Origin of the sequence: Phenylobacterium sp. (assembly GCF_044372605.1) — a bacterium.
Classification (GTDB): domain Bacteria; phylum Pseudomonadota; class Alphaproteobacteria; order Caulobacterales; family Caulobacteraceae; genus Phenylobacterium.
In genome coordinates, this window is sequence record NZ_JBILRO010000200.1 from 1 (window position 1) to 6,511 (window position 6,511).

4 protein-coding genes are annotated in these 6,511 nt (G+C 61.7%); 3 read left to right on the forward strand and 1 reads right to left on the reverse strand.

The annotated features are described in order from the left end of the window. Window positions 1-76 precede the first annotated feature (76 nt). From ACIQ42_RS14335 to ACIQ42_RS14345, 3 genes are read left to right on the forward strand one after another with little or no spacing between them, the layout of a single operon-like run. Window positions 77-1,510: an aldehyde dehydrogenase family protein gene (locus ACIQ42_RS14335; protein ID WP_397422942.1), complete on the forward strand. Its 1,434-nt coding sequence runs from the start codon at window positions 77-79 to the stop codon at window positions 1,508-1,510. A gap of 49 nt (window positions 1,511-1,559) precedes the next feature. Next, the gene (locus tag ACIQ42_RS14340) at window positions 1,560-2,393 is read left to right on the forward strand and encodes a phosphodiesterase (RefSeq protein WP_397422943.1); all 834 of its coding nucleotides are present in this window, start codon (window positions 1,560-1,562) and stop codon (window positions 2,391-2,393) included. Between the two features lie 3 nt (window positions 2,394-2,396). Next, window positions 2,397-4,262 carry a CHASE2 domain-containing protein gene (locus ACIQ42_RS14345; RefSeq protein ID WP_397422944.1) on the forward strand — a complete coding sequence of 622 codons (1,866 nt, stop codon included), beginning with the start codon at window positions 2,397-2,399 and terminating at the stop codon, window positions 4,260-4,262. Window positions 4,263-4,299: 37 nt separating this feature from the next. Here ACIQ42_RS14345 and ACIQ42_RS14350 read toward each other — a convergent pair. After that, window positions 4,300-6,511 (reverse strand): LVIVD repeat-containing protein (locus ACIQ42_RS14350; protein ID WP_397422945.1); only part of this gene is annotated, 2,212 nt, incomplete at its 5' end.

The window sequence follows — 6,511 nt, forward strand, 5'->3', positions numbered from 1 at the left end:
GATAACGATCTGATCCTGAACAAGCAGATCAAAGAACTGAGCGCGGCGGTTTAGGCCGGCGACAGGGGACCCGATCATGGCCGCGCTCAAGGACGCCTACCCGCTCTACCTGGCCAACGAGGCCGTGACCCCCAATCTCGATCTGGAGGTCACGGACAAGTACACCGGCAAGGTGGCCACGCGCGTGGCACTGGCCGACGCCAGGATGATCGATGCCGGTATCGCGGCAACTGTCGAAGCCGCCGAGCCTATGGCCCGAATGGCCTCATATGAGCGCCAGGCCGTACTCCAGCATTGCGTGAATCGCTTCACCGAGCGTTTCGATGAACTGGCCTATGCCCTGTGCATTGAAGCCGGCAAGCCGATCCGCGACAGCCGCGGTGAGGTGGGGCGACTGATCGACACGTTCCGTATTGCAGCTGAGGAATCGGTGCGGATGACGGGTGAAGTTCAGCCTCTGGATATCTCGCCCCGCGCTCGGGGATATCAGGGCATGTGGAAGCGGGTGCCCATTGGCCCCTGCTCCTTCATCTCGCCCTTCAACTTTCCACTGAACCTGGCTGCTCACAAAATCGCGCCCGCCCTCGCTGTTGGCTGCCCGTTTGTGATGAAGCCTGCGTCACGCACGCCGCTGGGCGCCATCATCATCGGCGAAGTGCTCGCTGAAACCGACCTGCCAAAGGGCGCCTTTTCGATCCTGCCGGCCGCCCGCGATGGCGCCGACCTGTTCACCACCGACGAGCGTTTGAAACTCCTGTCCTTCACAGGCTCGCCAGGCGTCGGCTGGGATCTCAAGGCCAAGGCCGGCAAGAAGAAGGTTGTGCTGGAGCTGGGCGGCAACGCCGCAGTGATCGTCGACGCCGATACGGATCTCGACGACGCCGTCGAGCGGATCATCTTTGGCGCCTTCTACCAATCTGGCCAGTCCTGCATCGGCGTGCAGCGGATCATCATCCACGCCGATATCTATGACGAACTTCGCGATCGCCTTGTGGCCAAGACACGGACCCTGATCGCTGGAGATCCCCATAACGAAGACACTTTCGTGGGCCCGATGATCGACGTGAAGGAGGCCAGTCGCCTGGACAGTTGGATCCAGGCCGCCGTGGCTGACGGCGCCAGGTTGCTGGTGGGCGGCAAACGCGAGGGCGCGATGCTGGAGGCCACCCTTCTGGAAGGCGTTGGCCGCAGCGCGGCGCTTTATGCTGAGGAGGCCTTTGGACCGGTCGCCATCCTGTCCAGGTTTACCAACTTCAAGGATGCCCTGAGCGAGGTGAACGATTCGAAGTTCGGCCTGCAGACCGGCGTCTTTACCCGCGACCTGTACAAGATGCTGGACGCCTGGGACCACCTGGACGTTGGCGGCGTTGTCATCGGTGACGTGCCCAGCTATCGAGTAGACAACATGCCTTATGGAGGCGTGAAGGACTCGGGACTTGGCCGTGAAGGGGTGAGGTTCGCGATGGAAGACATGACGGAAATTCGCAATCTCGTCATCCGTCGACGTTGAGCCCGCGTATCTGACGGGGATAGTGCGCGCTGCTCGGGGAGGCGGCTAGTTGTTAACGATAGCTCAGATCACCGATCTGCACATTACGACCGACAAGGATCCGCTCAATCAGAGACGGAACGAAGAGCGGTTGCGACAGGTCATGAAGACCATTCATGGGCTGCGTCCGCGTCCTGTTGCCATCATTGCCAGCGGCGATCTGGTTGATCGCGGCGAGGTCGAGGAATACCTTGAACTGAAGCGGCTGATGGCCGACAGCGAAATCCCGATCTACTACGCCCTGGGAAATCATGATCTTCGGGCGCCATTCCTGCAGGTCTTCAGCGGCCCAGGCGCCCAGACCGATCCCAACGGATATGTGCAGTATGCCGTGGACTTCGGGTCCATGCGGATGGTGGTCTGCGACACCCTTGAGGGCGAAAACCACGGTGACTATGACGAAGCCCGCGCGGCCTGGCTCAGCGCGACACTAGATGAGGCGCCGGAGCGTCCCACAGCGGTGATCCTGCACCACCCTCCGATCCCAAGCGGCATTCGCTGGATGGACCCGGATCCTCAGTCACCCTGGCTTCTGCGCCTGGCCGAGGTTTTGACCGGACGCAATCAGGTGAAGGTGTTGATGTGTGGCCACATCCACCGCGCTTTCTATGGTCTCTTTGCCGGCCACATGGTCGCCGCCGCCCCGGCCACTTCGATCCAACTCACCCTCGACCTCACGGAGGTGGACATGGAGGTCCCGGATGGCCGCGAGATCCTTGTCGAGGAACCACCGGCGTTCGCCCTGCTGATGTCGAATGGGCCCGACCTGACGACACACGTCTGTCTGGCTGGAGAATACACGCCGGCCGTGACCTATAACTTCCCTTTCCGAAAGCTGGCGTGATTTATGGCGACTGCGGTTGCGTCGAAGGGGATCATGGGCCGCCTGATCGGCCTGCTGCAACGTCTCAGGGCCGCCGGCGGCAAGGGCCTGGCTGATGTGATCACCGTCGCCGTGGTTGCGATCCTGGCGACAGCAGCAGCGCTGTTTTTGAACATGACGACGCCGATACGCTACGTAGAAAATCTGTCCTACGACTTGCGCCTGACCGGGGGAGCGCCGGCCGCCCAGCCTGAATTCGTGATCGTCAAGATCGACAGTGAGGCGACCAAGGCCATGAGCGAAGCGTCGGATTGCCACTGTCTGGCGCCGATCGACAAGGCATGGCTGGGCAACCTGATCGCCACGCTTGACTCCAAGGGCGTCAAGGCGATCGCCGTCGACTATCTCCTGGACACCTGGTCCTCGGACGAAGAATTCAAAGATTTTGAAAGCCGCGTGGCCAATGTGAAAGCGCCGATCATCGTCGTCGCTGATCCCAACATGAAGGCCGGCGTCGATTATCCGGTCGCGCCAAAACTCCGGTACTCTGATGCCCGCGCCTTGATGCACGTCGATTATGACGACGTGATCCGGCGGTACGACCCAAATCCCAGCCAGTATCGCGCATTGGCCACGGAAGTCGGAATTGTCGCCGCCGGCATGAAGCCGCCGACCAAGCCCTTCGACATTCGTTATCGCCGGCCGGACCCCAATGTTTCCGCCGAGAACGCCGGGGCCATCAGCCCGTCCTACTCGGCTGCCTTCGTCGAGTTTCTGCCCCCTGCCCTGCTGAAGGACAAGATTGTCTTCATCGGTAACGTGACCCGCTCGGCCACCGCCGATTCCGACACGCCGAAGGAGGATATGCACGCCACGCCCATGCGCTTCCTGTCGGGCCACCAGCAAGGCACCCCGGGGGTCGAAGTCCATGTCCACGCCCTGTCCCAGATGCTGGCGGGCGACCAGGTCAAGCGCCCCGGGGTGTTGTGGTCAGCCATCATCGTGCTGGCGGCTGCTCTGGGTGGATCCTTGCTGGGCCGCTCGACCCAGAAGTGGTGGATGTCCGTTGTCATCGTGCTGGTCGCCTTCGGAGTCGGCGGTTTCGCAGCCTTCGAACTCTACCATCGCGCCGCGATCATGGCGCCAATGACGGCTCCCTCCATCAGCTTTGCGTTCGGGTTCTTCATCCTGAGCCGGCTGGCGGCGGCAGATTTGCAAAATCAGCGGGCGTTCTATTCCTCAACCCTGGAACGCTATCTGGCACCACAGGTCATAGATCGCATGGTGGACGGTCGCGAGGAGGTCAAGATCGGTGCTGAGGAGCGTGAAATCACCGTTATGATCTCCGATCTGGAGAACTTCTCCAACCTGGTGGCAAGCCTCGATCTGGAAACCTTCGAAGGTGTGATCAACGAATACTTCGATGGCATCATCGACCTGCTCTGGAAGCACGAGGCGATGATCGACAAGATGACCGGCGACGGTATCATCGCCATCTTCGGCGCGCCTGTACCGTCGGAAGACCATGCGGATCGCGCCATCGCCTGCGCCCGGGAGATCGACACCTATGCCCAGGCCATTCGACAGAAGATGATCGCCCGCGGCATCAATTTCGGCCACACGCGGATGGGCATCTCCTCAGGCATCGGCCTGGTCGGAAACTTCGGCGGCGAACGGCGCTTCAACTACACGGCCTATGGCGAGGTTGTGGTGATCGCCGCGCGGCTCGAAGCCGCCAACAAGACTTTTTCCACACGCATCCTGTTCAGTGGCGACACCTTGCGACTGGCCAAGCGCGAGATCCCTGTGATCTCGGTGGGCGAGATCGACCTGAAGGGCGTACCGCTCCCCATCCCGGCCTACACGACCCCGACGGACGACGAGAGTTGAGGATACCCCGGGCGTAGCGCCCGCGGGCAGACCGTCTCTAGCGCTTCGCCTGCGCCGTGATCGACGGCCCCATCCAGGCCGTCATATCCACCTGATCCATGACCCGATACGGACGGCCCCAGCGATCCATAAAGAAGCGCTCCATCTCTGGCCGGGTAAACGGCCGTGAGCCCAGACGCCCGAAGATCGCCATCTGACCACCGGTCTCGTCAACCGCGCGATCACGGTCCAGTCCCTTCGACATCGCCAACGCCGCGGTCGGTGTCCGGGCCCAGGCAATCAACTCCGGCTTCGGCTGCGGCGAGAAGCCATAGAAGTTGGGTTGGCTTGAGGGGCTCGTCAGTTGCAGAACCTTCATGCCGTTGCGACCATCGGCGACATAGGCGAAGAGAGAAGCGTTGGTCGAGCCGACCACTACATCCTCTGCATCGTTGAGCTGGCCGTCCGCATCGAACTTCTGATAGATGCGCGGCCGCTCGGGATTGGTCACGTTGACGATGACCAGACCGTCCTTCTTGGCCGCCACATAGGCGTAGGTCCGCGCTACGTAGACCCGCCGGGCATCGACCAGAGGTACTGTCGCGCCCTCCACCAGGACCGGCTTGGCCATATTGGTGACATCCAGCACTTCCAGGCCTCGGGCGGTTGTAACCCAGAGATACCGGAACTGCAGGGCAGAGCCCCGCACATCCGACAGCGCGACCGTGGTCACGTGCCGTGGCTTCAGCGGATCGGTCAGATCGACCACCACCATGCCGGCGTCAGCGGCGATATAGGCGTAGGTCCCGCCCAGCGTGATGTGGCGCGCGCCCTTGAGAACGCCGCCGGCATTCCAGGTGACAGCTCGCTTCAGCATGTTGTTACGCGGGTCGCCATCAGCCAGCGTGTTGACGTTGACGAGGATCAATCCTTCCTCGGAGTCGGTGATCACGGCATAGGAATAGATCGGCAGGAAAGTCTGTTCCTGGTTGGCCTGCAGAAGACTGACATCACCCCCCGTCACAGCGTCCTTCACCTTCAACGTCTGCATATGCTCGTTGCGAAGCGGGGCGATGTTCTGATTGGTGGGTAGCGCCATGCAGGTGGCGTTCTTGCTGGCCACGCGCGTATCATGCCCCAGCGCCGAGAACGGCGCCTTGATGATCCGCTGGGAGACGCCCTTGTTGGCGATACTGGCGACGTCATAGACCCTGAATCCACCGGTCCCCTCGGCGACAAACATGTACTCACCCCGCAATTGAAGGCAGCGGGCCGAGTCCTGGGTCTTGTGAACGACGTTGGCGATCTCCTCCATGGCGTCTTCCTCGCCGCCCTTCAGGCCTTTCACGAAAGGCTTGCCGCGCACCCAGGACTTGAGCTCGCGGCCATTCTGTTCGACGTGGAGCTTGTAGAAATCAGGGTAGGCGTACTTCTGAAGATAGGATCCGAACACCGCTTGCGGCTCGCTCCACTCTGAAACACGCACAGCCTCGATTCCGCCTGCCAGGCCCACCCAGGCGTCCTGCCCGACAAAGTTCACGTAGTTGGTACCCAGCAGCAGCAACTGGGCCATGATCGCGTTGTTGTCATTGGCTGCGGAGACGTGGCAGTCCGAACAGGTCTTGGTCTCGGTGGTGCGCACCGTGTGCGGGAAGTGTGGCGCAAACGCCTGGCTCGAGAAGCCCGAGGCCGAGATCGGCGGCTGCTGCGAATAGATCCGCTCACGGTTGACGTTGGTAGAGCTCAGGATAAGCGCCGAGGAGGAGCGAACCGGTGCGATGGTTGAGCCCTTGGTCGTCTGATGACGCCCCAACTGGAACATGTCGTCGCGGGCGACCTGCGGATTGTAGGTCGCGTAGTTGCGGGTTTCCTCTTCCTCGTACTTGTGGGTCTTGGTTTTCCAGTTGGCCTCGATCGGCAGGTGGCATCCGGCGCACGCCGTCGTCCACGACGTATGGCAGGCGAAACACTCCATCTCTTCGTCGTTGTGGGCTCGATCGCCAGGCGCCACGCCCTCACCCCAAGCAAACGGCTTCCCGTTCTGGCTGATCTTCGACATCAACTTGGCGCGGGCGGCCTTGGGATTGAAGTCAGGGCTTGAGCGGTCCACCGAGTCTTTCACCAGATGGATCCTCCACTCCAGTTTGGGATCCAGCAACGACCGCTGGATCAGCACACGGCGGCCATCCTGCTCCAGCCACTCGAAGCGGCGCTGGCCATCGGGATTACGCAGGAGGCTGAGATCATTTCCCTTGGGATCGGCCGCCGGG